Source organism: Streptomyces sp. NPDC058534, assembly GCF_042717365.1.
Classification (GTDB): domain Bacteria; phylum Actinomycetota; class Actinomycetes; order Streptomycetales; family Streptomycetaceae; genus Streptomyces.
This window is the reverse complement of the sequence record NZ_JBHXNW010000180.1, coordinates 603-1,926: the sequence shown is the minus strand read 5'-3', so window position 1 is coordinate 1,926 and position 1,324 is coordinate 603. Positions and strand designations below refer to the sequence as shown.

Below are 1,324 nucleotides of genomic sequence, written 5' to 3'. Positions count from 1 at the left end.
GCGCCCCGCCCCCCCCCCCCCCCGCCCCCTGCCCACACCCCCCCCCCCCGCCGGGGGCGACCGCTCACAGAGCGTCCGCGCCCTGCGGCGCTACCTGCCCGGGCTGCTGGACTCCGGCTACCACCTCACCGTCCCCCGGCGAAGCCACGTCTGACCCTCGCCGGGCCCGCTGGGCCGGGGCCGCTCAGCGGGCCTCGACCAGGCGGGCGAAGGCGACGACGTTCCCGTCGTAGCCGTTCTGCTTGGAGAAGCCGCCGCCACAGGTGATGACCCGCAGTTCGGGGCCGCCCTTCGAGGCGTAGACCCGGTCGCCGGGGAAGTTGTTCTTCTCGAACACCTCGATGCCGTAGATCTCGAACACCGCCGTCTTCCCGTCCTGGCGGTGCACCTCGACCTTGTTTCCCTTCTTCAGCGCCCCGAGTCCGTAGAAGACTGCGGGGCCCTGCTGGTTGTCGACGTGACCGACGACGACCGCGGTGCCCTTCTCCCCGGGAGCGACCGCGCCGGTGAACCAGCCGGCCAGGTTCGGGTCCTCGGGCGGTGGCGCGTCCACCCAGCCCTCCGCGTCCAGACCGACCGGCATGATCGGCGCGTCGACCTGGATGCCGGGGATCGCGACCCGGTCGGGCACCGAGTACGGCAGCGGCGCCACCTCCTTGGCCCCGCCGTCACCGGCCGCCACGCGGGTGTCCGAGGCGGCGGCGGACGCCGGCTGCGGCGGGCCCGCGTCGAATTCCCCCGAGCCGTTCCGGATGAGCGCGAGACCGGTCAGCAGAACAAGCGCTATGACGCCCCAGGGAGCGCGCTTCCTCCGCCGCTCCTCCTCTTCGGCCAACTCGGAGTCGTACATTCGCCATCCCCTCTCGACCCGGCCGTCGCCGGATCATCCGCGCATAGCAGCACGCTAAGCGCCGCGCGGGGGACCGGCGACGGGGCGGCGGCGAACGGGTGGCGGGCGCGTCCTCGCGTGAGCCATCCGGGACACGGCCGCAGGAAATTTCTGACGGTGTGTGACCTGCGGCGATATCCACTGGCGCGGTTCTGGCCCGGTACGCCCCTCACCAGTACGGACCATTGCCGAAATGCGGGCCCGCGCAAGGCAACTGAGGGTCTTTCTGGGAGGCGCTTTCTCGCCGATCGACCGGGAACGGGACCCGGGGCGTCTTCCGCGGAGGATCAGATGCGTAACACTCGTGCCCTCGCGGCAGCCGGCGCCGCGGTCGCTGTCCTCGGTCTGGCCGCCCCCGCGGCCACCCCCGGCGGCGACCCCAACCATCCCAGCCACAACGTCGCCCAGCCCAGCGTCCTAGCCCGCCGCGGTCCG

At 72.9% G+C, this 1,324-nt stretch carries 1 protein-coding gene; it reads right to left on the bottom strand.

Annotated features, from left to right (window positions below; translation table 11 throughout):
- Positions 1–184: 184 nt before the first annotated feature.
- Positions 185–850, bottom strand: a complete 666-nt coding sequence (locus tag ACFWR9_RS42625) for a class F sortase (RefSeq protein WP_383853055.1) — start codon at positions 848–850, stop codon at positions 185–187.
- Between the last annotated feature and the right edge of the window lie 474 nt (positions 851–1,324).